A 25230-nucleotide genomic window follows, 5' to 3' on the forward strand; every position below is an offset into this window, starting at 1 on the left:
TCACCCCAGCAACGCCGCCACCACCACCAATACCGGCACCGCCAACACCGTAGACAACAAGATCGCCTCCCTCGCCAGCACCTCACCAACCCGGTAGCTGCTCGCGTACGTGAACAGGTTCTGTGCCGCCGGCAGGGCGGACGTCACCACCACGTCGAGCAGGGACGCTCCGTGGAGGCCGAAGACGCCCGCTGCCAGGGACCAGGCGATCAAGGGCTGGGCGATGGCCTTGAGGGCGACGGCCAGCAGGACGGGGGCCCGTTCCGCGCCGCGCAGGGGGAGTGTGCTGCCGCGCAGGGAGATTCCGAAGGCGAGGAGGACGGCCGGGACCGACATGTTGCCGATCAGGGTGAGGGGGTCCATCAGCGGGCCCGGGACGCGGAGGCCGGTCGCCGACGCCGCCACCCCGGCCAGGGAGCCGAGCGCTATCGGGTTGCGGAGCGGGGTGAGCAGGCTCTGCCACAGAGGGCGCTTGTCCTCGTCCGTGACGGTCGCCAGGTCCAGGACCGTCAGTGCCACCGGCGTGACGGCGACCAGCTGGAACAGCAGCACCGGCGCGACCAGCGACGCGTCGCCCAGGACGTACACGGCGATCGGGATGCCGAGGTTCCCCGAGTTGACGTAGCTGGAGCACAGGGCGCCGATCGTCGTCCGGCCGACCCCCCACCCGCGCACCGCGCCCACCGCCACGAAGACCCCCGCCGCAGCCGCCGTACTCATCGCCGTGACCAGCAGCCGGTCCGAGAAGATCACCGACAGGTCGGCCCGCGCGAGCGTCGTGAAGAGCAGCGCCGGGGACGCCACATGGAAGGCCAGCTTGGTCAGGACCTCGCGGCCCCCGCCCCCCAGATAGCCCCGGCGGCCGATCAGATAACCGACCCCGATGACCACGGCGATGACCGCGAACCCGCTCAGCACCCCCTGCACGACGCCCCCTCACCGGCGAAGAAAGCATCAGGCAGCGCGGGAGGGGCAGGTGTATGGGGCATACAGCCAACCCTCCGGGGCAGGCCATGTCCCGGTCAATGTGATCTTCACGGCGCGCCGACAGGAAGGACCGTCGCGATGAGTTACGACCGCCCGCCCGGTCTACCGATCGTGGACGCCATGACACCCCCCGTGCTCGTGCTGCCCGGCCCCGTCACCCGGGACGAGGTGAGGGGGCTGAGCGACGACGTACGGGCACTGCTGCACACCAGCGGTGCCCGGGTCGTGGTGTGCGATGTCGGAGGTCTGGGACCGCCGGGCCTCGCCACCGTCGACCTGCTGGCGCGGCTCCAGCTCGCCGCCCGCCGGGCTGGAGGCCGGATCAGGCTCCGCGACCCCGACCCGGCCCTAGGCGCTCTGCTCGACCTGGTCGGCCTCCGCTTCGAGACGGAGGGGCAGGTCGAAGAGCGGGAACCAGCGCTCGGTGTCGAGGAAGCAGTGGAACCCGGTGATCCGGCCGTCTGAGATCTCCAGCACCTGGACCGCCCACGGCACGAAGCCGCCGCCCTCCGGGTCGGGCTTGTACTGGGCGAACCCCGGCAGCCCGTTGACCTCGACCGGCATCAGCCGGGAGCCCGCGCAGGGCGCGCCGAGCGTCGTCATGAAGCCGGTGATGTCGTCGGTACCCGTCAGCCACAGGTCGAACGGTGGCATCGTCATGACCGCGTCCTCGTGCAGCAGGGCCGTCAGCGCCGCCATGTCGTAGCCCTCGAAGGCCGCCACATAGCGGTCCAGCAGCTTCTGCTGGTCCTCGTCCAGCGGGTCGGAGACGACCGCCTCGGCGCCCGGCTGCTGCCGCTCGGCCAGGGTGGCGCGGGCCCGCTGGAGGGCGCTGTTGACCGACGCCACCGAGGTGTCCAGCAGCTCGGCGACCTCGCTGGCCTTCCAGGCCAGGACCTCGCGCAGGATCAGCACCGCCCGCTGCTTGGCCGGCAGCTGCTGCAGCGCGGCCATGAAGGCGAGCCGTACGGACTCCTTGGCGACCGCCGCCTCCGCCGGATCGTCGGTCGTGGGCAGCACACGGGCGTCCGGCATCGGCTCCAGCCAGGTGTTGTCCGGGCGGGGGGACAGGGCCGCCTGGGCGAGCGGCGTGGACTCGGTGAGATCCATGGGCCGGGCGCGCTTGTTGCCCGCGGTCAGCATGTCCAGGCACACGTTCGTCGCGATGCGGTAGAGCCAGGAGCGGAGGCTGGAGCGGCCCTCGAACTTGTCGTAGCTGCGCCAGGCGCGGACCATCGTGTCCTGCACCGCGTCCTCGGCCTCGAAGGAGGAGCCCAGCATCCGGTAGCAGTACCCGGTCAGCTCGGTGCGGTGTGCCTCCAGCCTGCTGTCCAGGTCCGTCGGTGCCGCCGTGCCGTTCGTCATCGTCCACCCACCCCTGTGGAATGTCTGTCACGCGCCTTTGCGCCCAGTACTCCGGAAGCTACCGCAGCCCACTGACAACGGCCCCCCGAGCGCACAAACGCGCAGGTAGAAGTGGTCCTTTCACACGAGCTGCTTCACGGACATCAGCAGGTGCCGGTGCGACACGGCCTCCCCGTCCTCCCCGCCCTCCGGTACCCCGTGCAGCAGCGCCCGCTGCCCCGCCCCCAGCAGCTCCAGCCGTACCCGCGGACTTTCGAAGGACGTCAGCGCGTCCAGCAGATAGGCCGGGTTGAAGGCCACCGGCACCTCGTCGGCGCCGCTCAGCGTGGCCGGCAGCCGCTGGGCCGCCACGTCGTCCCCGAAGCCGGCCCGCAGCGTGACGGCCCCCTCGGCCGAGAAGTCAAGCCGCACCGGACTGTTCGCCTCCGCCACCACCGCGACCCGCCGCACCGCCTCCGCGAGCCCTTCGCACTCCACCTCGGCGACCGCAGCCCCCGCCATGTCGAACAGCGACTTGTAGGCGGGCAGCCGCCCGTCCAGGAGCCGCAGCGATGTCCGTGACCGCCCGCCCTCGAAGCCCATCAGCCCGTCGCCACCGGCCGGATCCCACCCGATGACCACGTCCCCGCAGCGCCCCAGGGACCGCGCGACGTCCAGCAGTCGCCGCGACGGCAGCAGGGCCTCCACCACCCCGTCGGCCGCCGCCTCCGGCTTCCACCCCAGCCGCCGCACCGCGTACCGGTAGCGGTCCGAGGCCGACAGCATCATCTCCTCGCCGTCGAGACGCAGTTGGACACCCGTCAGTAGCGGCAGCGTGTCGTCCCGCCCGGCGGCGACCGCGACCTGCGCGACAGCGGTCGCGAACGCGGCGGCGTCCACCGTGCCGTACGGCGCGGGCGCCACCGGCAGGGCCGGGTACTCGGCGAGCGGCAGCGTCGAGAGCCCGAAGCGCGTACCGTCCGCCTCCACCGTGAACCGCGACGCCTCCAGCGCACAGCTCACCGGCCCCTCCGGCAGCACCCGGCACACATCCAGCAGCCGCCGCCCCGGGACGAGCACCCGCCCCGGCACCCCCACCACCGCCTCGGCCTCCACCCGTACCGCCGCCTCGAAGTCGAACCCCGTCACGGCGAGCCGTCCCGCGTCCGCCTCCAGCAGCAGCCCGCCCAGCACCGGCACCGGCGTCCGCGCGGGCAGCGCCCGCCCCGCCCGGCCCACGGCCTCGGCGAACGCCGTACGGTCGATGCGGAACTCCATGAAAAATCCCCCTGCTCGGTCCGGTGGTCAGCAGACGCGGACGTTATCCGCACCCACTGACAACCGGCCCCGACCAGGGGGATCGTCGCCAGGAATCAGGCCGCCGTGGCCAGTTGCCTCCGCTGCAGCCGAGCCGCCCGCGTGCCGAACACCGTGATCGTCACGACGCCGAGCACGGCCAGCAGCCCGACCCCGACCGTCCCGGCCCAGCCGCCCGCGTGGAAGGCGACGGCGCCGACCGTGCTGCCCGCGCTGGAGCCGATGTAGTAGGCGGACTGGTACAGCGCCGAGGCCTGTGCGCGGCCCGTTGTGGCCGTCTTGCTGACCGCCGAGGAGGCCACCGCGTGGCCCGCGAAGAAGCCGCCGGTGATCAGGACCAGGCCCAGCAGGACCAGCGGCATGGACCCGGCCAGCGACAGCAGCAGGCCCGTGGCCGTCGTGCCGCCCGCCGCGTACAGCGCGCCCCGGCGGCCCATCCGGCCCACCAGCCGGCCCGCGGTCGACGCCGACACCGTACCGACGAGGTACACCAGGAAGATCGAGCCGATGATGCCCTGCGGCAGCGAGAACGGGGCCTCGGTCAGGCGGTACCCGATGACCGTGTACACGCCGCCGAACACCGTCATGAACAGCGCGCCGATCGCGTACAGCCGGCACAGCAGGGGGTTGGACAGGTGGTCGCGGACCGTGCGAGCCAGGACCCGCGGACGCAGCGAGCCGGCCTTGAAGTGCTTCGGGGCGGGAAGCAGCGCCCGGAAGGCCACCGCGCACGCCACGGCGATCACGCCGATGACACCGACGGCGACCCGCCAGCCCCACTCCTGCGCGACCCAGCCGGTGATGACCCGGCCGCTCATCCCGCCGACGCTGTTGCCCGCGACGAACAGCCCGATCGCGGTGACCAGCGCCTTGGGGCTGACCTCCTCCGCGAGGTACGCGGTCGCCGACGCGGGCAGCCCGGCCAGGGCCGCGCCCTGGAGCGCCCGCAGCACGACCAGCACACCCAGCGACGGGGCGAGGGGCACCAGCAGTCCGATGGTGACGGCGACGGCCAGTGACGCCGTCATGACCGCACGCCGTCCGAAGCGCTCGGACAGGGCGCTCATCGGCAGCACGAACAGCGCCAGCCCGCCCGTCGCGGCGGCCACCGTCCAACTCGCGTCGCTCGCCGCCACCCCGAACTCGCCGGAGATCAGCGGAAGCAGCGCCTGGGTGGAGTACAGCAGCGCGAAGGTCGCGACACCCGCGAGGAAGAGGGCGAAACTCATCCGGCGGTAGCCGGGCCCGCCCGGCGACATACGGGAGTCGGAAGCAGGGACAGAGACATCGGCGCCCACGGTGGTGGACGCCCCGGTACTGGCGGGAGACATGCTTCGAAATTACGTACGCTCCCACTGATCCGTCCAATGCATGGAACGGAGATAATCGTTCCCATGGTGCATCAATCCAGTTCAGCGGCTCGCCTGTCACCATCCAGTGACACAGAAGACATGGCGGAGATGTCCAAGGTGCTGGCGCCCCGCCTCGCCTACTTCGCAGGCGTGGCCCGTACCGAGCACGTCACCCGTGCCGCCCAGGAGATGAACGTCCCGCAGTCGACCCTCTCCCGGTCCATGGCCCGTCTGGAGCAGGACCTCGGCGTCGACCTCTTCGCCCGCCACGGCCGTACGGTCTCCCTCACCCCGGCCGGCCGCACCTTCCTCGCCTCCGTGGAACGCGCCCTGGCCGAGGTCGAGCGCGCCGCCGAGGAGGTGCGCGCCGACGCCGACCCCTTCACCGGCAAGGTCGCCTTCGGCTTCCTGCACACCATGGGCGCCGAGACCGTCCCCGGCCTCCTCCAGGCCTTCCGCGCCGACCACCCCCGCGTCCGCTTCAGCCTGGTCCAGAACTACGGCGAGGCCATGCTCGAACGCCTCCGAGCGGGCGAACTCGACCTCTGCCTGACGTCACCCGTCCCCGACGCCCCCGGCCTGGTGGCCCGCCGCCTCGACGAACAGAAACTCCGCCTGGTCGTCCCCGCCGACCACTCCCTCGCCACCCGCCGCCGTATCCGCCTCGCGGAAGCGGCCGACGAAACCTTCGTCACCCTCGAACCCGGCTACGGCCTGCGCCGCATCACCGACGACCTCTGCCAGGAGGCGGGCTTCAAGCCCCGTATCGCCTTCGAGGGCGAGGAAGCGGAAACCCTCCGAGGCCTGGTGGCGGCAGGCCTCGGAGTGGCCCTCCTGCCCCCACCGGCGGTCCCCCGCCCAGGAGTGGTCGAACTGACGGTGACGGCCCCCCGGGCAGTCCGAGAAATCGGCGTGGCCTGGCTGGAAGGCCACCCCGACACACTCCCGGTGGCAGCGTTCAAGAGGTTCCTGCTCTCCAGAAGAGGCAGCTTGCTCCCCACCTAAGGGGCGCGGGGAACCGCGCGACAAGCCACGTACAACCCGCACAGGCCAGTGAACAGGCACCCCGAACGGCGCTACCGCCGCAACGAAGAACCAAACCCAGCAGCCAACGGCATCCGCAACCCCAGCGGCGGCGGCGCGGCGAACGCGTCCCGCACAGGCCGCGACACCGCCCGCCCGTACACCGCCCCCATCACGAAGTCCTCGGCCAGCGCCAGCACTTCATCCCGGTACTGATGCAACCCGTGCCCGTCCGCGTGCACTTCGAACCGGCAGACATCCCGATTCGCCTTCTTCGCCCGCGCCGCCAGCCGGAACGACAACTCGGGATCCGTCCGCTCGTCGTTCGTGCCGTGCACGATCAGCACCTGCCGCCCCACCAACTGCTTCACCGGTTCGGGTGGCGCCGCCACATCGTCCTCCGGCAGCCAGGGGGCCAGCGCCAGCACGGAGTTGACGGCCACGTGCCCACCCGTCCGCAGCCCGGCGCGGCCTCCCATCCCCACCCCCGCGAGGCAGACGGGCACGTCCCCGTACCGCCGTACCACCTCGTCGGCCGCCCAGGCGGCATCGGCCGCGAGATTGGCCTCGCCGCCGTTCCACCCGCGGCAGCGGTAGTGCACCACGTGCGCGGAAAGACCCTCGTCCCGGCCGGCGCGGGCCAGCCGGCGCCCCAGGGCGCGTACGGAGGCGGTCGCCAGCATGGGAGACGGTCTGCGGCCGGAGTTCTCGTCCCCGTTGGGCAGCAGCAGCACCACGCCGCTCACCGCCGTCGGCTCCGGACCGAGTGTCCTGCCCAGCCGGGCCCTGCGAACCGGCGTCGCTTGGTGTGCCATGACAGAACAGTGTCAGAAGCGCGGGTGTACTCGGCCCGTCCTCGGGGTCACCGTTACGTATCGACGAAATCCCGAAGGTGCCGAAGAGGCGCCGTCTACGCGCGTAGGAGTTACAGTGCGGAAATGACGAGCCAGACCATCGCGAACACCCCGACACCGGACCAGATCCGCCGGGCGCCCAAGGTTCTGCTGCACGATCACCTCGACGGCGGCCTGCGCCCGGCGACGATCGTCGGACTCGCCCGCGAAACCGGCTATACGCAGCTCCCCGAGACCGACCCGGAGAAGCTCGGCATCTGGTTCCGCGAGGCCGCCGACTCCGGTTCCCTGGAGCGGTATCTGGAGACCTTCTCCCATACCGTCGGCGTCATGCAGACCCGCGACGCCCTGGTCCGGGTCGCCGCCGAGTGCGCCGAGGACCTCGCCGAGGACGGCGTCGTCTACGCCGAGGTGCGCTACGCCCCCGAGCAGCACCTCGAGGGCGGACTGAGCCTCGAAGAGGTGGTCGAGGCCGTCAACGAGGGCTTCCGGGAAGGGGAGCGGCGTGCCAGGGAGAACGGCCACCGCATCCGCGTCGGCGCCCTGCTCACCGCCATGCGGCACGCGGCCCGCGCTCTGGAGATCGCCGAACTCGCCAACCGCCACCGGGACCTGGGAGTGGTGGGATTCGACATCGCCGGTGCCGAGGCCGGCTACCCGCCCACCCGGCACCTGGACGCCTTCGAGTACCTGAAGCGCGAGAACAACCACTTCACCATCCACGCCGGCGAGGCCTTCGGGCTGCCGTCCATCTGGCAGGCCCTGCAGTGGTGCGGCGCCGACCGGCTCGGGCACGGCGTGCGGATCATCGACGACATCCAGGTCCACGAGGACGGCCGCGTCGAACTCGGGCGGCTCGCCGCGTACGTCCGGGACAAGCGCATCCCGCTGGAGCTGTGCCCGAGCTCCAACCTCCAGACCGGGGCGGCGTCCTCGTACGCCGAGCACCCCATCGGGCTGCTGAGGAGGCTGCATTTCAGGGCCACCGTAAACACGGACAATCGCCTCATGTCCTACACCAGCATGAGCCGGGAATTCGAGCACCTTGTCGAGGCGTTCGGTTACACGCTCGACGACATGCAGTGGTTCTCAGTCAATGCGATGAAATCAGCGTTCATTCCTTTCGATGAACGACTGGCCATGATCAATGACGTGATCAAGCCGGGATACGCCGAGCTGAAATCCGAATGGCTGTTCCGGCAGACCGCCTCCACCAGCGGCTCTGCGGATTCGGAGGGCTGAGCCCGGGGGAATGTGCGCACAGGGAATGCGGGCGGTGTTCACAAGCCGTCCGCATTTCGATGTTTGCGGCGGGTGGTGCCGCGTGATTACGGTCGCCGCACCGCTCACACACCCCGTCATCCCATTGCGAGGACGCGTTTTCATGAAGCAGTCTGCTGCCAAGTCCCTCGGTGTCGCCGCTCTCGGTGCCGCCTTCGCCGCCACCGGCGCGGGTGCCGCCAACGCCGCCCCGGCCGTCCCGGACGCCACCCAGGCGCTGGAGAGCGTCACCCACGCCCTCCCGGCGGAGCAGCTCTCCCAGACGCTGCCGGCGGGCTCGGGCGAGGCGGTGGGCCAGGGGCAGAGCCTGGCCGGTACCGGTCTCGCCGCCGCCGAGCCGGTCGCCGGGCAGCTGCTCGCCCAGGGCCCGAACGGCCCGGCCCCCAAGCTGCTCGGCGGGCTCCCGGTGAACGGTATTCCGCTCGCCTGACCCTCCCGCCCGCGCGGACGCACACGCCGATGGGGCGCACCCCTGGACACAGGGTGCGCCCCATCGGCGTGTGAGCGGCGGGCTGTCAGGTGTTTCAGTTGCGGGCTGTCACCAGGCCGTCTGGGCCTTGTTCCGTACCTTGTCCTCCGAGGGCAGCACGATCCACAGCGCGATGTACAGCAGGAACTGCGGGCCGGGCAGCAGGCACGAGACCAGGAAGATCACCCGCATCGTCGTCGTGGAGGTGCCGAAGCGCCGTGCCAGCGCGGCGCACACTCCGCCGATCATGCGGCCGTTGGTGGGGCGGGCGAGGCGGGACATGTGCGACTCCTTCAGCGTCGGTGTGCGAGGTCTCTCGTCCGAGTACCCCATCTGCACTCCACGCTACGGAGACGAAGGGGGCAAAGCGTCGCTCCACGGGGCGATCCCGACCCTGGGAATCGTCGGGGTCCGACCCTGAGCCGGCTCCTCCGGGGGGAGGGGCATGCGGGCCAGGGGCACGGCCGTGCGGCGGCGCAGCCAGGAGCGGCCCGCGGGGACCAGCGCGAGATGCGCGAGGCCCACGCCCGCGGTGTTCAGGAACAGCGAGTCGACATCCACGACCTGACCGGGCACACCGGTCTGCAACAGCTCGATGCCCATCGACAGCAGGGCACCGGCCGCGACGGCGCGCAGCAGGGACGCCAGCGGCGAGACGGCCAGCCTGCCGCTCGCCATCGGCAGCAGCACGCCCAGCGGGGCGAGCAGGGCCAGCTTCCCGCCGATGTGCCGGGCCGCCTCCGGCCAGCCCAGGGCGAGATCGGCCCGGATCCCGGCGAACGGCCGCAGATTGGCGGGCATCACCCAGGGCACCTCCAACGGCCGCAGCGTGAACCAGGCGACGAACGCGAGGTGTGCGACGAGGAGGACACCTCCCGTCACACGGATGCGGAACTCGGCGCTGCCGCCGACGGAGCCTTGACGCTGCACGCCCCCCTAGACGCGGCCTCCGGCAGGATCGGTTCCGGGATGCGCCCAGGGACACCTGTGAGGCGTGCGCCACAGCAGGGCGGAGCCCCGCCGCCGCGCGGGGTCCCTACTCGCCTGCCACGTCCTTGGACGGCGGCTCCGTGCTGCCCGGGCGGGCCCGCACCTCGTCGGTGCACTCGTAGCGGCGCGGTGACTCGGGGCCGGGGCCGCCGAGGACCACGGAGCCGTCGCCCTCGGCGGCGGCGGAGTCGGAGAAGGTGCAGACGATCTGGGCCAGGGCGTACGAGGTGAGGTTGTCCGGCGCCGTACTCAGCCGCAGCGTGTCCTCCGGGTCGCCCTTCAGGGGCCCGCCCACGGTGATGCCGCCGCGTACGTCCGTGCTGTAACCGGCCTCCTTCTCGGCGGGCGACGGGGTCTCGGCGAGCTGGTCCAGCAGGCCCTGCGCCACCAGCATGCGCCGCTCGGAGTCGGCCGCGCCGTCCGGGACGCGTACGGTCCGGTCGACGGTCACCAGCGAGGACCCGCACAGCAGGAACACCCGCACCGGCAGCCCCCGCGCGGCCTGCGTCGACACATCCGGCTCAGCCAGCGAACACTGCACCCGCGAGGGCGCGGGCCCGAAGTTCGTCGGCACCTCCGTGGCCCGGATCCCGCAGCCGGCCAGCAGAACGGCCAGCACGGGCAGGCCGGCCAGCCGCACCAGGGCTCGTGGACGTCGGGTGGTCATCAGGCATCCCCCTTCGAGTCCTCGGCCTGGCTCCGGTCGGCGTCGGACCCGGCCTGCTCGTCGTCCTCGGCGGACTGGTCGGCCGAGGACGAGGTGCCGCGCGGGAGCCGCAGGGTGAACACCGCGCCCGAGTCGGCCGAGTTGGCCGCGGTGATCTCGCCGCCGTGGATGTGCGCGTTCTCCAGGGCGATGGACAGACCGAGGCCACTGCCCTCGGAGCGCGGCCGGGAGGCGCTGGCCTTGTAGAACCGGTCGAAGACATGCGGCAGCACCTCCTCGGGGATGCCGGGCCCGTGGTCCTGCACCTCGATGACGAGCGAGTCGTCATCCGCCCGGACGGTCACCCGAACCGGGGAGCCGCCGTGCTTGAGCGCGTTGCCGATGAGGTTGGCCAGGATGACGTCGAGGCGGCGCGGATCCAGTCGGGCGTGGATGCCGCGCTCGGCGTCCAGCTCGACCGCGTCCAGCCAGGCCCGGGCGTCGATGCACGCGGTGATCTGGTCGGCGATGTCGACGTCGTCCAGGACGAGCCGGGCGGTGCCCGCGTCGAAGCGGGTGACCTCCATCAGGTTCTCGACCAGGCTGTTGAGCCGCCGCGTCTCGCTGACCACCAGCCGGACGGCCGGCTCGATCATCGGGTCCATGCTCCCGGTCTCGGCCTCCAGCTCCTCCTCCAGTACCTCCGTCACGGCGGTGATGGCGGTGAGCGGCGTCCGCAGCTCATGGCTCATGTCCGCGACGAACCGCCGGGACGCCTCGTCCCGCGCGGCCATGTCGGCGACCCGTTTCTCCAACGCCTCGGCCGCGTTGTTGAACGTCCGCGACAGATCGGCGAGTTCATCGGTGCCCGACACCCTGAGCCGGGTGTCCAGCTTGCCCTCGCCGAGCCGCCGCGCGGCCGTGCCCAGCCGCTGCACGGGCTTCAGCACCGTCGTCGCGGCGGCCTGCGCGAGCAGCGCCGAGCCGATCAGCGCGAGTCCCGTGGCGATTCCCAGCGACCAGGCGAGCGAGTTCAGATCCTTCGCCTCCGGTTCCAGCGACTTGAGCATGTAGCCGGTCGGGCCGCCGCCGATCACCCGCGTCCCGGCCACGAGATACGGCGTGTCGTGGTCTATGACCCGCTGCCAGTACAGGTGGTACGGGTGCTTGTTGGCCCCGTCGACCTTCTGCGTTCTGTTCACCGCCGTGCGCAGCGGGGCCGGCACGTCCCGCAGCGAGAAGCCGCTCAGCCCGCCGGAGCTGCCGTAGACGGTCCTGCCGTCGGCGTCGCGGGCGACCAGCAGCACGCTGAAGCGCTGGTCGCTGCCCGCCATCTGGCCGGCGGTGTGCTGCAACTCGTCCTGCGTCGGCCGCTCGGGCAGCGCGCCCGCCCGGTTCTGCATCTCCTGCTCGAAGTCGCGCAGCACCGCGTCCTGGGTGCGGGTGAGGACCGCCTCGCGGTTGAGCCAGTACGCGATGGCGGACGCGGACACGGCGGCCGTCAGGGCCACCAGGCCGAAGACGAGGACCAGCCTCAGGCGCAGGCTGGTGAAGCGCAGCCGCGACAGAACTCCCTTGCGCTCCGCGGTCCAGCCGCGGGCCCCCCCTTGGTGCGCCTGTGTCACTGAGGCGCGTCCAGGCGGTAGCCGACACCCCGCACGGTACGGATCAGCGTGGGCGACGACGGAACGTCCTCGACCTTGGCACGCAGCCGCTGGACACAGGCGTCCACCAGCCGCGAGTCACCCAGGTAGTCGTGCTCCCACACCAGCCGCAGCAGCTGCTGGCGGGACAGCGCCTGCCCCGGCCGCCGGCTCAGCTCCAGCAGCAGCCGCAGCTCGGTCGGCGTGAGCTGGAGATCCTCGCCGTTCTTGGTCACGGTCATCGCGGAGCGGTCGATGACGAGGCTGCCGAACGACGCCGCGTCGTTGGACTCCCGCTCGCCGCGCCGCAGCACGGCCCGGATCCGGGCGTCGAGCACACGCCCCTGCACGGGTTTGACCACATAGTCGTCGGCGCCGGACTCCAGCCCGACGACCACGTCGATGTCGTCATTGCGCGCGGTCAGCAGGATGATCGGCAACTGGTCCGTGCGCCGGATGCGCCGGCACACCTCGAACCCGTCGATGCCGGGCAGCATCACATCCAGCACGATCAGATCCGGCCGCTGCTCGCGCAGCAGCTTCAGACCGTCCTCACCGCTGGCAGCGGTCGCCACGCGGTGACCCTGGCGCGTCAGTGAGAGCTCCAGGGCCGTCCGGATGGCGTCGTCGTCCTCGATCAGCAACAGGGAAGGCACGGGCTCATTCTGGCCCATGAGGGGGGCGGGGTTCGACCTGTGGGCCGAGATCAGCGCCGCGCCTACCGCCGACACCTGTGTACGAACCGTGCTCGCCCTGTGGCCGACCCCTGTGACAGGCCTGTGACAGTCGGCGGACACGGCGATGAAAGTGCCGGGGCAAGCTTCTCGGCACAAGCAAGGAAGCCCGCCCGACCGGCGGGCCGCACACCGGAAGTCCACGACGGGGGGCGCGAGATGAACACGCTGCACGGCATCAGCACGAGCGCAGTGATCACGCGTCTGCACGACGTGCGGGGTTCCGAGAAGTCCGGTGCGGATGGGGGTCCCTCCCGCGCGAGCGGATTCGAGCGTGGGGGAGGGCGGGGGTGCGCTCGCAGCACCGGGCGTCAGCACACCGGTTACATGACGGTGGTCGACGCCCACACGGGGGATGGCAACAAGGCTCACGGGGGAGCCGCGTACAGGGAGGACTCGGGGGAGCGCTGTTCGCTGTCGGAGGCGGAGTTCACCGCCTACGTCCAGGAGCGCCGCGCCTCCCTGTACGCCACCGCCTACCACCTCACCGGCGACCGCTTCGAGGCCGAGGACCTGCTGCAGAGCGCGCTGTTCTCGACCTACCGGGCGTGGGACCGGATCAGTGACAAGGCCGCGGTCGGCGGATACCTCCGCCGCACCATGACCAACCTGCACATCAGCGCGTGGCGCCGCCGCAAGCTGAACGAGTACCCGACCGAGGAACTGCCGGAGACGCCCGGCGACACGGACGCGATGCGCGGCACCGAGCTGCGCGCGGTCCTGTGGCAGGCGCTGGCCCGGCTGCCCGAACTCCAGCGCACGATGCTGGTCCTTCGTTACTACGAGGGCCGCACGGACCCGGAGATCGCGGAGATCCTCGACATCAGTGTCGGCACGGTGAAGTCCAGCATCTGGCGGTCGCTCCGCCGGCTGCGCGAGGACGAGGTCCTCAGCTTCGGCCGTGACGAGGAAGACGCCTTCGGCGAGCTCGTGGCCTGAAGGTTCGGGGGGGAGCACCACAAGGGGGCCCACGGGGGACTGTGGAGACGCTGGGGGGCGTCTCCCCAGGAGAGTGGGGACACGGGGGAACAAGGGGGAGGAAAAGGGGGGGGCACCACGGGGGAACACAAGAGCGGGACTGGAGGGCCGGGGGGTCCGTCCAGTCCCGCTTTTCTCGTTCTCGTGTCTCAGGCCGGTGTCTCAGGCCGGTGTCTCAGGCCCGTGGCTCAGGGGCTTGTGCCTCAGGCCGCCGTACGGAGACTCGCCGACCGGCCCGCGGCGGCCGCCGCCAGTCGGCCCATCGCCTCGTCGCGGTCACAGGCGTACGCGCCCAGCGCGCTCTGCCGGGCCACGATCGAGCGCTCCTGCCGCATCAGGCGCCAGCCGCGCCGCAGCAGGAACGGCACCGACTTGCGGCCCTCCTTGAGATCCCGCAGGAAGCGGCGGCGGAACGTCTTCACCGGGCCGCGGCTCAGGCACAGCGCGTCGGCCAGGACGCCCAGTTCCCGGCAGCGTTCGACGATCTCCGCGGCGAAGATGCCCTCCGCGAGGAACAGCGGGGTCCGTCCGATCTCGACCGTCTCCTCGCCCGTGCGGGCGCTGAGGGAGAGGTCGTAGACGGGGACGGCCGTACGGCCCGTACGGCACAGCCGGGTGATCGCGGCGACGGCCGTGTCCGCGTCCCAGGAGTCCGGATGGTCCCAGTCGATGTCCGAACTCCCCTCCACCACAGGCAGAGTCGGGTCGTCGCCCTCCTTGTAGAAGTCGTCGAGCCGCAGCACCGGAAGGCCGGAGCGGGCCGCGAGGAGGGACTTGCCGGAGCCGGAAGGGCCGCAGAGCAGCACGACTCGCGTCGGTATGGGCAGAGGGGAACTCACGGGACACCAGTGTGAGGCATCCATCGGGGGTCGTACGACCCCGCGGGTCGCCTTTGATGCGCGCGTCACATCTCAACTACCCTTCGTGTCGATCCGATTACCAAGAGCCTCAGAAGGTGGCAGCGATGGCCCGACACGACTCATTGAAGAAGCCGACCGTCCAGCGTGCCCTGGCCGTCCTCGCGACCGCGGGAGTGGCGCTGGGGGCGGGTGCGGCGACGGCGTCGGCCGCGGCGGGCGCCGGCTCGGTCCTGGACCTGGTGCACACCGCCCCGGGAAAGACCGACACCCGGGCCGGTCTCCAGGCGGCGAGCGACACCCTCGCCTACACCACCGGCACGGTCACGGGCCTCAAGCCCAATCCGCTCGCCGGTACGGGAGTCGACCCGCTCGACAACAGCGTCGGCACCGAGGTCGCCGACTTCAAACCGGTGGACTCCCAGGAGGTGACGGGCCCGGTGGCCCAGGCGCCGTCGGTCGGGGACGCCCTGGTGCTGAGCCAGGTCACCAGGCTGGTCTCGGGGTAGTTCACCGGCCCCGCAGCGGGACCTCCCGGACCAGCCAGGACACCGCGAACGCCACGGCGGACAGCACTGCCGTGCCGAGTGCGACACCGTGCAATCCGTCCACGACGCCGGCCTGGAAGGCGTCCCGGACCGGCTCCGGCAGGTCCCGCAGTGCCTCGGGGGTGAGCTCACCGCCGGTCAGCCGGGCGCCGTCGGAGCCGAGCCGGTCCGTGACAGCGGCCGTGAGCCGGCTGGTGTAGACGGAGCCGAGGACGGCGACACCGAGCGAGCCGCCGACGGTGCGCAGCAACGTCTGGGTGCCACTGGCCGCCCCCATGTCGCGTGGTTCCGCGCTGTTCATCGTGATGAGCATCGCCGGCTGCATCAGACAGCCGATGCCCACGCCCAGCACCAGCGTCAGGCCGGAGGCCACAGGTGCCGTTGTGGCCGTGCCGAGCGTCAGCAGGGCCAGCGCCCCCGCCGCGGCCAGCGCACCGCCCGCGATGGGATAGCCGCGGTAGCGCCCGCCGTCGCCGACCCGCCGGCCGATGACGAGCTGGGCGGTCATCATGCCCAGCATCAGCGGAAGCAGCAGCAGTCCGCTTTCCGTGGACGACATGTCCCGTACGAACTGCAGGTACTGGGGCAGATAGCTCGCCGCCGCCAGCATGGCCGCGCCCGTGACGAAGCTGAGCACCTGCGCCACCGAGAAGTTGCGGTCGCGGAACAGCCGGGGCGGGATCACCGGTTCCGGGGCGCGCCGCTCGACCCGTACGAAGGCGGCCAGCGCGACCGCGGAGACCAGGGCGAGCCCGATGACCCGCGGTGACGACCAGGCGTACGTCGTCCCGGCCCAGCTCGCCAGGAGGGTCAGGGCGAGGATCGCGCCGGTCAGCAGTCCGGCTCCGGCCAGGTCGATCCGGGCCTTGACCCGGGCGGCGGTCAGCCGCACCCCGAAACCGATCAGGGCGAGTGCCACCGCACCGACCGGGACGTTGACGTAGAACACCCAGCGCCAGTCGAGCTGGTCGGTGAGGAAGCCGCCGGCCAGAGGTCCACCGATCAGCGCGGCGGGCAACAGCACACCGATCAGCGACTGGGCCCGCCCGGCCTCCGCCGGGGTGAGCAGCGTGCCGATGAGGGCGAGCGCACCCACGAAGAGGCCGCCCGCGCCGATGCCCTGAAAGGCCCGGAAGGCGATCAACTGGCCCATGTCCTGGGCGAGCCCGCACAGCACGGAGCCGATCAGGAACACGGTGATGGAGGTGAGATAGCTGCCCTTGTGGCCGTAGAGGTCGCCGAGTTTCCCCCAGATCGGGGTCGAGACGGCGGTGGTGAGCAGATAGGCCGTGATCACCCAGGACAGCTGGTCGAGACCGCCCAGGTCGCCGACGATGGTGGGCAGGGCGGTGCCGACGACGGTTCCGTCGAGCGTGGCGAGCACGATGCCGAGCAGCAGGCCGAGGACGACAAGCCGGGAGGGCGGGGCGTCGGGACGGGCCGGATGTGCGTTGCTCGCGGGCGAGGCCGTGGTCTCCCCGGTGCGGGGCTCGGCCGTCATGCGACGTAGTCACGGACGGACTTGGCGTCCCGCAGGGCGTGGCCCCACCAGGCGAGCTGGTCGAGCAGGGCCTTCGCGGCGGTGTCGGCGGCGGGGTCCGTGCACGTGCCGTCCTCGTCGAAGCGGCTCCAGGCGTTGTGGAGGCTGACGGTGTTGCGGATGGTCGCGGCGTTCACCTCGGCCATGACGACCCGCAGTTGCTCCACCGCGCGCAGACCGCCGGACAGGCCACCGTAGGAGACGAAGCCGATCGGCTTGCCGTGCCACTCCTCGCCGTGCCAGTCGATCGCGTTCTTCAGGGACGCCGGGAAGCTGTGGTTGTACTCGGGTGTGACGAGGACGAAGGCGTCGGCGGCCGCGAGCCGTGGTGACACAAGGGCCAGCCGCTCCTCGGTGCCGGGTGGCGGCTGCTGTCCGAAGGCCGGGAACACCGTCGGCAGCGGCGTCTCCGCGAGGTCGACGACGTCGGCGCGCAGGTCGTCGCGCTGGTCGAGGTGGCCGGTCAGCCACTTGGCCACGACGGGCGCGAAGCGTCCCTCCCGGGTCGAGCCGACGAGAACGGCGACGCGGAGCGGTTCGGCGGTGGCGGGCATGGGTCTCCCCCTGATGTGTACGGCGTTGTGTACGGCGTATCTCCTGTGCGTACAACGTACACATAGATGTGTACGTCGTCTACTGGAGATACGCTGTACGCGACGTTTCGACCGGGAGGAGCGGACCATGGCGGTCGCGAAGAAGAAGGAGGGCGCGGAGAGCGGGGCCGAGGCGCCCTCCCTCTGGGAGCGCATGGAGCGGCCCGCCCCGGCCCCTCGCACCTCACTGACCCTGGAGCGGATCGCCGCCGCCGCGGTCGAGATCGCCGACGAGGAGGGCGGCGCGGCCGTCACCATGCGCCGTCTAGCCACGAAGCTCGGCGTCGCGCCCATGGCCGCCTACCGGCATGTCGACGGCAAGGACGATCTCTGGGCGCTCATGATCGACCGGGTGTCCCGGGAGCTGACCGTGCCGGACGGGGCGACGGGCTGGCGGGAGGTGCTGCGCGCCTACGCCCTCCAGACACGGGAGCTGATGCTCGCCCACCCGTGGATGGCGGTCATGCCCACCCCGGTCATCATGCTCACACCCGCGCGGATGGCCGTGGCCGAACGGGGGTTGTCCGCGCTCGCCGCCCACGGTCTGGACCCCGACTCGGTGATGGCCGTCCTGCGGACCGTCACCTCCTACGTGCACGGCGCGGCCCAGACCGAGATCGCGCTACGTGACTACCAGGAACGCCACGGCTGGACCAGCGGTGACGAGACCCGCCAGGCCCTCGCCCCGCAGATGCGCTACCTGATGAGCACGGGCCGCTATCCGGCCTTCGAGCAGTACGCCCTCGGCGCGAGCCGCAAGGACGACCGCGCCTGGGAGTTCACGTTCGGCCTCGACTGCGTGCTCGACGGCATCGCGCAGCGGCTCGGGATCTGACGGGGGCGCACGGAAGAAGCCCCGGCTCTCCTGGACGGAGGAGGGCCGGGGCTTCCGTATTGAGGGTGTCGGGGGGCGTCTAGTACGAGGAACCCGACGCGCCCAGTGACCCCGTGGGGTGCCAGACCGTTTTCGTCTCCAGGAACGCCGTCATGCGGTCGGTGCCCGGGGTCTCCGTGTAATCCACAGGCTGTGGACGCAGGACGCGCTTGAGGTTGTCGGCCGCCGCGATCTCCAGTTCCTTGGCGAGGGACTCGTCGGCGCCCGCGAGGTCGATCGCGTTGACGTCCTGGTGGGAGGAGAGCGGGGTCGCGATCTCCGCCGTGCGGCCCGAGAGGACGTTGACCACGCCGCCGGGGACGTCGGAGGTGGCCAGGACCTCCGCCAGGGAGAGGGCGGGGAGCGGGGACGTCTCGCTCGCCACCACGATCGCCGTGTTGCCCGTCGCGATCACCGGGGCCAGCACCGACACCAGGCCCAGGAAGGAGGAATCCTGGGGGGCCACGATCGCGACCACGCCCGTCGGTTCAGGAGAGGACAGGTTGAAGAACGGGCCCGCCACCGGGTTGCCGCCGCCCACCACCTGGGCGATCTTGTCCGTCCAGCCCGCGTACCAGACCCAGCGGTCGATCGTCGCGTCCACGACCGCCGCCGCCTTGGACTTCGACAGGCCCTCCGCGTCCGCCACCTCACGGGCGAACTGGTCGCGGCGGCCCTCCAGCATCTCGGCGACGCGGTAGAGGACCTGACCGCGGTTGTACGCCGTCGCGCCGGACCAGCCGCCGAACGCCTTGCGCGCCGCTACGACCGCGTCACGGGCGTCCTTGCGGGAGGAGAGGGGGGCGTTCGCGAGCCACTTGCCCTTTGAGTCCGTCACCTCGTACACCCGGCCGCTCTCGGAACGCGGGAACTTCCCGCCGACGTACAGCTTGTAGGTCTTGAAGACAGTCAAGCGGTCAGACATCGAGGTACGCCTCCAGGCCGTGGCGGCCGCCCTCGCGGCCGAAGCCCGACTCCTTGTACCCGCCGAACGGCGAGGTCGGGTCGAACTTGTTGAACGTGTTGGACCAGACGACACCCGCGCGGAGCTTGTTCGCGACCGCCAGGATGCGCGAGCCCTTCTCCGTCCAGATGCCGGCCGAGAGGCCGTACTGCGTGTTGTTGGCCTTGGCGACCGCCTCGTCCGGGGTGCGGAAGGTCAGGACCGACAGCACCGGGCCGAAGATCTCGTCGCGGGCGATCCGGTGCGCCTGGGTGACGTTTGTGAAGAGCGTCGGGGCGAACCAGTAGCCGGAGGAGGGGAGTTCGCAGGCGGGGGACCAGCGTTCGGCGCCCTCCGCCTCGCCCGCCTCGACGAGCGAGGTGATCCGGGCCAGCTGCTCCGCGGAGTTGATCGCCCCGATGTCCGTGTTCTTGTCGAGCGGGTCGCCGAGGCGGAGCGTCGACAGGCGGCGCTTGAGGGAGTCGAGCAGCTCGTCCTGGATCGACTCCTGGACCAGGAGGCGGCTGCCGGCGCAGCAGACCTGGCCCTGGTTGAAGAAGATGCCGGTCACGATGCCCTCGACGGCCTGGTCGATGGGGGCGTCGTCGAAGACGATGTTGGCGCCCTTGCCGCCCAGTTCGAGGGTGAGCTTCTTGCGGGTGCCGGCGACCGTGCGCGCGATCTCCTTGCCGACGGCCGTGGAGCCGGTGAAGGCGACCTTGTTCACATCCGGGTGGGCCACCAGCGCGGCGCCCGTGTCGCCGTAGCCGGGGAGGATGTTGACGACGCCCTTGGGGAGACCTGCCTGGCGGCAGATGTCCGCGAAGAAGAGGGCGGAGAGGGGGGTCGTCTCGGCGGGCTTCAGGACGACCGTGTTGCCGGTCGCGAGGGCCGGGGCGATCTTCCACGCCAGCATCAGGAGCGGGAAGTTCCAGGGGATGACCTGGCCCGCCACGCCCAGGGGCTTCGGTGAAGTGCCGAAGCCCGCGTGGTCGAGCTTGTCGGCCCAGCCCGCGTAGTAGAAGAAGTGCGCGGCGACCAGGGGCAGGTCGGCGTCGCGTGTCTCCTTGATCGGCTTGCCGTTGTCGAGGGTCTCGAGGACGGCCAGCTCGCGGGAGCGCTCCTGGATGATGCGGGCGATCCGGAAGAGGTACTTCGCGCGCTCCGTGCCCGGGAGGGCCGACCACTTCTCGAACGCCTTGCGGGCGGCCTGTACGGCACGGTCCACGTCCGCCTCGCCCGCCTGGGCGATCTCGGAGAGGACCTCTTCGGAGGACGGGCTGACCGTCTTGAAGACCTTGCCGTCGGCCGCGTCGGTGAACTCACCGTCGATGAACAGGCCGTACGAGGGCGCGATGTCGACGACCGCGCGGGACTCGGGGGCCGGGGCGTAATCGAATGCGCGTGGCATGTTTTCCCTGGTCATGAGGTCTCAGTCCACCGTCACGTAGTCGGGGCCGGAGTAGCGGCCCGTGGCCAGCTTCTGGCGCTGCATCAGGAGGTCGTTCAGCAGTGAGGAGGCGCCGAAGCGGAACCAGTGGTTGTCCAGCCAGTCGTCGCCCGCGGTCTCGTTGACCAGGACGAGGAACTTGACGGCGTCCTTGGTGGTGCGGATGCCGCCGGCCGGCTTCACACCGACCTGGATACCCGTCTGGGCGCGGAAGTCGCGGACGGCCTCCAGCATGAGGAGGGTGTTGGCCGGGGTTGCGTTCACCGCGACCTTGCCGGTGGAGGTCTTGATGAAGTCCGCGCCCGCCAGCATCCCGAGCCAGCTCGCGCGGCGGATGTTGTCGTACGTGGACAGCTCGCCCGTCTCGAAGATGACCTTCAGGCGCGCGGACGTTCCGCAGGCCTCCCGGACGGCGGTGATCTCGTCGTACACCTTCAGGTAGCGGCCCGCGAGGAACGCGCCGCGGTCGATGACCATGTCGATCTCGTCGGCGCCCGCGGCGACGGCCTCGCGGACGTCGGCCAGCTTGACGGTGAGCGGGGCGCGGCCCGCCGGGAAGGCGGTGGCGACCGAGGCGACCTTCACGGTGGAACCGGCGACGGCCTCCTTGGCCGCGGCCACCATGTCGGGGTAGACGCAGACCGCGGCGGTGGCGGGCGTCGTACGGTCGGTCGGGTCGGGCCTGACCGCCTTGGCGCCGAGGGCCCGGACCTTGCCCGGGGTGTCCGCGCCTTCCAGCGTCGTCAGGTCGACCATCGAGATGGCGAGGTCGATGGCGTACGCCTTCGCGGTCGTCTTGATCGAACGCGTACCGAGCGAGGCCGCGCGTCCTTCGAGTCCGACCGCGTCGACGCCGGGGAGCCCGTGGAGGAAGCGGCGCAGCGCGCTGTCGGACGTGGTGACGTCCTTGAGGGGGTGAGCTGCGGTGAGTGCAGAACTGGGCATGGTCACCAGACGAGCATATCTACGCGCGTAGCGGCTGTACAGCCCCGGGGTTGACTTGGGTGGGGGTGGGGGCGGGGCTTTCGCCTTGAGTGGGGAGCAGGGGTTCGAGCCGGGGTGCCGGGGGCGGGGGTGTCGGCGTCCGGCAGAATCGACCTATGACCAGTCCCGAGTCCCAGTCGCCCGAGTCCAAGGACCGGGTCTACCGGTCGGCCCCGGCCATCGCCGGTGGTGTGATGCTGCTCGCCATCGCCGGGTGGCTCGGCGTCGACGCGCTCGTGTCGGGGCAGGGGCGCACGCAGTGGCTGACGCTCGCGGTGATGCTGCTCGTCGTGCCGCTCGTCGTCGCCTTCACCCTGCGGCCCGCCGTGTACGCGGGCGACGACCTGCTGCGGATCCGCAACCCCTTCCGTGTCATCGCGCTGCCCTGGGGGCAGGTCGCCGCGCTGAAGTCCGCCTACTCGAACGAGGCCCTCACCGAGTCCGGCACCAAGTACCAGCTGTGGGCCGTCCCCGTGTCACTGCGTGCCCGTAAGAAGGCCGCGCGGCAGGAGATGCGGGCGACCGCGCAGGCGCGGCGGGTCATGGGGCGGGACGAGGGGCGGGGCAGCGCTCTCGGGATGCGTGCGGGGCAGGGGCTCGGTCGTGGCGGTCCGGAGGCAGAGGGGCCCGCGCGGGCGGAGACCGACCGGATCATGGACGAGTTGCGGGGGCTGCATGAGGCGCGGCACGGGGCGGAGACCGCACAGGGTGAGGTGACCGTGCGGTGGGCCTATGAGGTGGTGGGGCCGGCGGCTGCGGGGGCCGTGCTTGTCGCGATCCTGCTGGCTTTGGGGTAGGGGGCAGGGGGTCTGGGGAGGGGTGCCCCTGGGTGGGGCACCCCTCCTTTTCGTGTGGTCAGATGCCCGCTGCCCTCGACAGGTCGCGCTTCATCGACTCCAGGAGCGTCGACGCCTTCGCGTGGGCCGTGGGGAGGTCGGCGCGTGACGCGACCGGGATCACGACCTCCAGGTAGCACTTGAGCTTCGGTTCCGTGCCGCTCGGGCGGACGATCACCCGGGCGCCGTCCAGCGTGTAGCGCAGGCCGTCGGTGGGCGGGAGGGATTCCGTGCCCTGGGTGAGGTCGTCGGTGCGGGTGATGCGGAGGCCGGCCAGTTCCGACGGGGGCTGCTCGCGCAGGCGGCGCATCGCGGCGGCGATGAGGGAGAGGTCCTCCACGCGGACTGACAGCTGGTCCGTGGCGTGCAGGCCGTGCTCCACGGCCAGGTCGTCGAGGAGGTCGAGGAGGGTGCGGCCCTCCTCCTTGAGCTGAGAGGCCAGTTCCGTGATCAGGAGCGCGGCCGTGATGCCGTCCTTGTCGCGTACACCGTCGGGGTCCACGCAGTAGCCGAGGGCCTCCTCGTAGCCGTAGCGCAGGCCTTCGGCGCGGGCGATCCACTTGAAGCCGGTGAGGGTCTCGACGTGGGGGAGTCCCGCCTTCTCGGCGATACGGCCGAGGAGAGAGGACGAGACGATCGACTCCGCGAATGTGCCGGTCGCTCCGCGGTGGACCAGGTGGGCGGCGAGGAGGGCGCCGACCTCGTCGCCGTGGAGCATGCGCCAGCCGGTGTCGTCGCCGTCACCGGCTCGTACTGCGACGGCGCAGCGGTCCGCGTCCGGGTCGTTGGCGATGATCAGGTCGGGGTTGGTTTCGCGGGCCTTCGCGAACGCCAGGTCCATCGCGCCGGGTTCCTCCGGGTTGGGGAACGCGACGGTCGGGAAGTCCGGGTCGGGGTCGGCCTGTTCCGTGACGAGGGCCGGGGGCGGGAAGCCTGCGCGGGCGAAGGCCGCGAGGAGGACGTCCTTGCCTACGCCGTGCATCGCCGTGTACACCGTGCGGGCCGTGCGGGGGGAATCCTTGGCCAGGACTGCGTCGGTGCGGGTGAGGTAGGCGTCGAGGACGCTGTCGTCGAGGGTGTCCCAGCCGTGGGTGGGGCGGGGGACGGTGGTGAGGGACTGGATGGCGGCGATCTCTGCCGCGATGTCGATGTCGGCCGGGGGGACGATCTGGGAGCCGTCGCCCAGGTAGACCTTGTAGCCGTTGTCGCGGGGTGGGTTGTGGCTGGCGGTGACCTCCACGCCGGCGACGGCGCCGAGGTGCCGTATGGCGAAGGCGAGGACGGGGGTGGGGAGGGGGCGGGGGAGGACTGCGGCGCGGAGGCCGGCGCCGGTCATGACGGCGGCGGTGTCCTGGGCGAAGTCGTACGACTTGTGGCGGGCGTCGTAGCCGATGACGACCAGGCCGTTGTCGTGGCCCTGCGTCTTGAGGTACGCGGCGAGGCCGGCGGCGGCGCGGATGACGACCGAGCGGTTCATGCGCATGGGGCCGGCGCCGAGTTCGCCTCGGAGGCCGGCGGTGCCGAACTGGAGGGTGCCGGAGAAGCGGGCGGCGAGTTCGGTGTGATCCTGGGCGTCGAGGAGGCGGGCGAGCTCGGTGCGGGTGTCCGGGTCGGGGTCCTCGGTGAGCCACGCCTGGGCCTGTGCGATGAGTTCGTCGTGCACGGTCGGTGTCGCCTCTCGGTTGTGTGTGGTGGCGGGCCATGCCTGCGGCGGCCTGTGCGGCTTGGGTGGGGGTGCGCGTAGCGCCTTCGCCCTGGGTGTGGGTCGGGGCCGCGCCGGGGGGTGTCCGTCCTCGGAACGTCGCGATGGGGTCTCACGCCGACTGGCTGTCCGTTGACGCGACAACCGCTGCGGGCGGACACCCCCCCCGGCACGTCCCCTTGCGTCCGTCCGGCGGGTGCGGCTGCGCGGGGGCGGGCCGCCTCAGCTGCGGACATGCGCGCCGCCCCAGCTACGGGCGCCGGTCCCGCCTAGCTGCGGGCGTGCGTGCCGCTGGGGGCGGCACGGGTGGGCGGTGGGGGTCCCCCGCTCGAGCGAAGCCGAGAGTGGGGGAGGCACCCCGCAACGCCGGGCTGCGTACCCACCCGATCCCAGTATCGACGCCGGGTGGGCCTACAGGCGGCCCAGTACCTGAGCCAGCAGGGAACCCATCCTCGTCGCCGAATCACGGCCTGCCTGGAGGACCTCCTCGTGGTTGAGGGGCTCGCCCGTCATGCCCGCGGCGAGGTTGGTGACGAGGGAGATGCCCAGGACCTCGGCGCCCGCCTCGCGCGCGGCGATCGCTTCGAGGACCGTCGACATGCCCACCAGGTCCGCGCCGATGACGCGGGCCATGCGGATCTCGGCCGGAGTCTCGTAGTGCGGGCCGGGGAACTGCGCGTAGACGCCCTCCTCCAGGGTGGGGTCGACCTCCTTGCACAGGGCGCGCAGGCGCGGGGAGTAGAGGTCGGTGAGGTCGACGAAGTTGGCGCCGATGATGGGGGAGGTGGCCGTGAGGTTGATGTGGTCGCTGATCAGGACCGGCTGGCCGGGGCGCATGCCCTCGCGCAGGCCGCCGCAGCCGTTGGTGAGGACGATCGTCTTGCAGCCGGCCGCCACTGCGGTGCGGACGCCGTGGGAGACGGCGGCCACGCCGCGGCCCTCGTAGTAGTGCGTGCGGCCGAGGAAGACCAGGGCGCGCTTGTCGCCGATCCTGTACGAGCGGATCTTGCCTCCGTGGCCCTCGACCGCCGGGGGCGGGAAGCCGGGCAGCTCGGTGACCTGGAACTCGGCGTCGGGGTCGCCCAGGGCGTCCACGGCCGGGGCCCAGCCGGAGCCCATCACGAGGGCGACGTCGTGGGTCTCGGCGCCCGTCAGTTCGCGCAGGCGGGCCGCGGCGGCGTCGGCGGCGGCCCTGGGGTCGATCGGGGCCGCGCCCTGGATGTCGTCCGGAAGAAGAGATGCGTTCACGCCGACGAGGGTAGCCGGTGAATGCCTACGCGCGTAG

At 71.5% G+C, this 25230-nt stretch carries 26 protein-coding genes; 8 read left to right on the forward strand and 18 right to left on the reverse strand.

The genetic code is table 11. The annotated features are described in order from the left end of the window. A complete protein-coding gene (locus ACFZBT_RS06960; protein ID WP_391099317.1) occupies nt 1–927 on the reverse strand; it encodes an AEC family transporter in 927 nt (308 codons plus the stop codon). Between the two features lie 138 nt (nt 928–1065). On the opposite strand from ACFZBT_RS06960, the gene ACFZBT_RS06965 reads away from it, so the two are divergent. Continuing rightward, the gene (locus ACFZBT_RS06965; protein ID WP_391099319.1) at nt 1066–1452 is read left to right on the forward strand and encodes an STAS domain-containing protein; all 387 of its coding nucleotides are present in this window, start codon (nt 1066–1068) and stop codon (nt 1450–1452) included. Here the strand turns inward: ACFZBT_RS06965 and ACFZBT_RS06970 are convergent. The 3 genes from ACFZBT_RS06970 to ACFZBT_RS06980 form a co-directional block, all read right to left on the reverse strand. Beyond that, entirely contained in the window at nt 1336–2352 is a 1017-nt protein-coding gene (locus ACFZBT_RS06970) for an RNA polymerase subunit sigma-70 (protein ID WP_391099321.1), read from the reverse strand. The two genes, ACFZBT_RS06965 and ACFZBT_RS06970, sit on opposite strands and share 117 nt — an antisense overlap. A gap of 120 nt (nt 2353–2472) precedes the next feature. Further along, nucleotides 2473–3609: a DNA polymerase III subunit beta gene (dnaN, locus tag ACFZBT_RS06975; protein WP_391099323.1), complete on the reverse strand. Its 1137-nt coding sequence runs from the start codon at nt 3607–3609 to the stop codon at nt 2473–2475. Between the two features lie 95 nt (nt 3610–3704). After that, entirely contained in the window at nt 3705–4979 is a 1275-nt protein-coding gene (locus ACFZBT_RS06980; protein WP_391099325.1) for an MFS transporter, read from the reverse strand. Between the two features lie 63 nt (nt 4980–5042). Here ACFZBT_RS06980 and ACFZBT_RS06985 point away from each other — a divergent pair, with 63 nt between their 5' ends. Continuing rightward, nucleotides 5043–6005 (forward strand): LysR substrate-binding domain-containing protein, encoded by a 963-nt coding sequence (locus tag ACFZBT_RS06985; protein WP_391099328.1) that lies wholly within the window; start codon nt 5043–5045, stop codon nt 6003–6005. Between the two features lie 71 nt (nt 6006–6076). Here the strand turns inward: ACFZBT_RS06985 and ACFZBT_RS06990 are convergent, their stop codons facing one another. After that, on the reverse strand, nt 6077–6838 hold the full coding sequence (locus tag ACFZBT_RS06990) for an alpha/beta hydrolase (protein ID WP_391099331.1): 762 nt from the start codon (nt 6836–6838) through the stop codon (nt 6077–6079). 123 nt (nt 6839–6961) lie between these two features. On the opposite strand from ACFZBT_RS06990, the gene ACFZBT_RS06995 reads away from it, so the two are divergent. Continuing rightward, nucleotides 6962–8119, forward strand: coding sequence for an adenosine deaminase (locus ACFZBT_RS06995; RefSeq protein WP_391099334.1), 1158 nt, complete (start codon nt 6962–6964; stop codon nt 8117–8119). A 142-nt stretch (nt 8120–8261) separates the two neighbouring features. Continuing rightward, complete coding sequence (locus ACFZBT_RS07000) at nt 8262–8588, forward strand: ATP-binding protein (protein ID WP_391099337.1); 327 nt, start codon at nt 8262–8264, stop codon at nt 8586–8588. 108 nt (nt 8589–8696) lie between these two features. Here the strand turns inward: ACFZBT_RS07000 and ACFZBT_RS07005 are convergent, their stop codons facing one another. The 5 genes from ACFZBT_RS07005 to afsQ1 form a co-directional block, all read right to left on the reverse strand. Beyond that, the gene (locus ACFZBT_RS07005) at nt 8697–8909 is read right to left on the reverse strand and encodes a PspC domain-containing protein (protein WP_193481686.1); all 213 of its coding nucleotides are present in this window, start codon (nt 8907–8909) and stop codon (nt 8697–8699) included. A gap of 63 nt (nt 8910–8972) precedes the next feature. After that, entirely contained in the window at nt 8973–9557 is a 585-nt protein-coding gene (locus ACFZBT_RS07010) for a VanZ family protein (RefSeq protein WP_391099340.1), read from the reverse strand. Nucleotides 9558–9663: 106 nt separating this feature from the next. Beyond that, complete coding sequence (locus ACFZBT_RS07015) at nt 9664–10284, reverse strand: hypothetical protein (RefSeq protein ID WP_391099342.1); 621 nt, start codon at nt 10282–10284, stop codon at nt 9664–9666. After that, nucleotides 10284–11888: an ATP-binding protein gene (locus tag ACFZBT_RS07020; protein WP_391099345.1), complete on the reverse strand. Its 1605-nt coding sequence runs from the start codon at nt 11886–11888 to the stop codon at nt 10284–10286. Before ACFZBT_RS07020 ends, ACFZBT_RS07015 begins: the two co-directional genes overlap by 1 nt. Then, nucleotides 11885–12562, reverse strand: coding sequence for a two-component system response regulator AfsQ1 (afsQ1, locus tag ACFZBT_RS07025; protein ID WP_097219620.1), 678 nt, complete (start codon nt 12560–12562; stop codon nt 11885–11887). Before afsQ1 ends, ACFZBT_RS07020 begins: the two co-directional genes overlap by 4 nt. Before the next feature lie 237 nt (nt 12563–12799). On the opposite strand from afsQ1, the gene ACFZBT_RS07030 reads away from it, so the two are divergent. Further along, entirely contained in the window at nt 12800–13579 is a 780-nt protein-coding gene (locus ACFZBT_RS07030; protein ID WP_391099348.1) for a SigE family RNA polymerase sigma factor, read from the forward strand. 242 nt (nt 13580–13821) lie between these two features. Here ACFZBT_RS07030 and ACFZBT_RS07035 read toward each other — a convergent pair whose 3' ends face one another. Further along, nucleotides 13822–14526 (reverse strand): uridine kinase, encoded by a 705-nt coding sequence (locus ACFZBT_RS07035; protein ID WP_391099350.1) that lies wholly within the window; start codon nt 14524–14526, stop codon nt 13822–13824. 56 nt (nt 14527–14582) lie between these two features. On the opposite strand from ACFZBT_RS07035, the gene ACFZBT_RS07040 reads away from it, so the two are divergent. Further along, on the forward strand, nt 14583–14984 hold the full coding sequence (locus tag ACFZBT_RS07040) for a hypothetical protein (RefSeq protein WP_391099352.1): 402 nt from the start codon (nt 14583–14585) through the stop codon (nt 14982–14984). Nucleotide 14985: 1 nt separating this feature from the next. On the opposite strand, the gene ACFZBT_RS07045 is transcribed toward ACFZBT_RS07040, so the two are convergent. Next, on the reverse strand, nt 14986–16524 hold the full coding sequence (locus ACFZBT_RS07045; protein ID WP_391099354.1) for a DHA2 family efflux MFS transporter permease subunit: 1539 nt from the start codon (nt 16522–16524) through the stop codon (nt 14986–14988). After that, on the reverse strand, nt 16521–17117 hold the full coding sequence (locus ACFZBT_RS07050; RefSeq protein WP_391099357.1) for an NAD(P)H-dependent oxidoreductase: 597 nt from the start codon (nt 17115–17117) through the stop codon (nt 16521–16523). Before ACFZBT_RS07050 ends, ACFZBT_RS07045 begins: the two co-directional genes overlap by 4 nt. A gap of 127 nt (nt 17118–17244) precedes the next feature. Here ACFZBT_RS07050 and ACFZBT_RS07055 point away from each other — a divergent pair, with 127 nt between their 5' ends. Next, the gene (locus ACFZBT_RS07055; protein ID WP_391099359.1) at nt 17245–17991 is read left to right on the forward strand and encodes a TetR/AcrR family transcriptional regulator C-terminal domain-containing protein; all 747 of its coding nucleotides are present in this window, start codon (nt 17245–17247) and stop codon (nt 17989–17991) included. Nucleotides 17992–18070: 79 nt separating this feature from the next. Here ACFZBT_RS07055 and ACFZBT_RS07060 read toward each other — a convergent pair whose 3' ends face one another. Genes ACFZBT_RS07060 through deoC form a run of 3 tightly spaced genes read right to left on the reverse strand, consistent with a single transcriptional unit; the run spans nt 18071 to nt 21368 of the window. Continuing rightward, on the reverse strand, nt 18071–18955 hold the full coding sequence (locus ACFZBT_RS07060) for an aldehyde dehydrogenase family protein (RefSeq protein WP_391099361.1): 885 nt from the start codon (nt 18953–18955) through the stop codon (nt 18071–18073). Next, entirely contained in the window at nt 18948–20384 is a 1437-nt protein-coding gene (locus ACFZBT_RS07065; protein WP_391099364.1) for an aldehyde dehydrogenase family protein, read from the reverse strand. The genes ACFZBT_RS07060 and ACFZBT_RS07065 overlap by 8 nt, the downstream gene beginning before the upstream one ends. A gap of 21 nt (nt 20385–20405) precedes the next feature. Further along, nucleotides 20406–21368, reverse strand: coding sequence for a deoxyribose-phosphate aldolase (gene deoC, locus ACFZBT_RS07070; protein ID WP_391099367.1), 963 nt, complete (start codon nt 21366–21368; stop codon nt 20406–20408). Between the two features lie 155 nt (nt 21369–21523). Here deoC and ACFZBT_RS07075 point away from each other — a divergent pair, with 155 nt between their 5' ends. After that, nucleotides 21524–22204: a PH domain-containing protein gene (locus ACFZBT_RS07075; protein WP_391099369.1), complete on the forward strand. Its 681-nt coding sequence runs from the start codon at nt 21524–21526 to the stop codon at nt 22202–22204. A 58-nt stretch (nt 22205–22262) separates the two neighbouring features. On the opposite strand, the gene ACFZBT_RS07080 is transcribed toward ACFZBT_RS07075, so the two are convergent. Next, nucleotides 22263–23906, reverse strand: coding sequence for a phospho-sugar mutase (locus ACFZBT_RS07080; RefSeq protein ID WP_391099371.1), 1644 nt, complete (start codon nt 23904–23906; stop codon nt 22263–22265). A gap of 450 nt (nt 23907–24356) precedes the next feature. Then, on the reverse strand, nt 24357–25193 hold the full coding sequence (locus tag ACFZBT_RS07085) for a purine-nucleoside phosphorylase (RefSeq protein ID WP_391099373.1): 837 nt from the start codon (nt 25191–25193) through the stop codon (nt 24357–24359). Nucleotides 25194–25230 lie beyond the last annotated feature (37 nt).

Source organism: Streptomyces sp. NPDC008137, from assembly GCF_042957035.1.
GTDB lineage: Bacteria > Actinomycetota > Actinomycetes > Streptomycetales > Streptomycetaceae > Streptomyces.